General features: G+C 59.4%; 1 protein-coding gene. It reads left to right on the top strand.

Annotated features, from left to right (window positions below; translation table 11 throughout):
• Positions 1–171: 171 nt before the first annotated feature.
• The coding region (locus tag EN808_RS35330; protein WP_135918230.1) for a metalloregulator ArsR/SmtB family transcription factor at positions 172–372 on the top strand (201 nt) is incomplete at its 3' end.

The following is a 372-nucleotide window of genomic DNA, read 5'->3' as shown; positions in this document are numbered from 1 at the left end:
TTTGTCCCTGACCAGCAACTCCGGCGTGGTGGCAACCGGGTTACGAAGGGGTTCTGGTCGAAAAGAAGCTGGGCAGGTCCCGTGTCCAAATCGGGGCAGGCCAATCAACGCTCTGGAACTCTGAAGCCATTGCCCCCATGGCCTCGGAAGAGCATGAACATGGGGAAATCGATGGTTACGAAGAAACTTACCGACAACGCGGAAAGCGCGGCAGCCTTTCTTGCGGTGATGGGCAACGAGAAGCGTCTGCTCATCATGAACTACCTCGCCGAGGGCGAGCTCTCCGTCGGCGTGCTCGCCGACAAGGTCGAGCTCAGCCAGTCGGCTCTGTCGCAACACCTCGCCAAACTGCGCAGGTTTGGCCTGGTCGAA

It is taken from the genome of Mesorhizobium sp. M8A.F.Ca.ET.165.01.1.1 (genome assembly GCF_004792065.1).
Lineage (GTDB): Bacteria > Pseudomonadota > Alphaproteobacteria > Rhizobiales > Rhizobiaceae > Mesorhizobium.
Note: the sequence above shows the minus strand (reverse complement) of the source record. Positions and strands in the feature narration are given on the sequence as shown.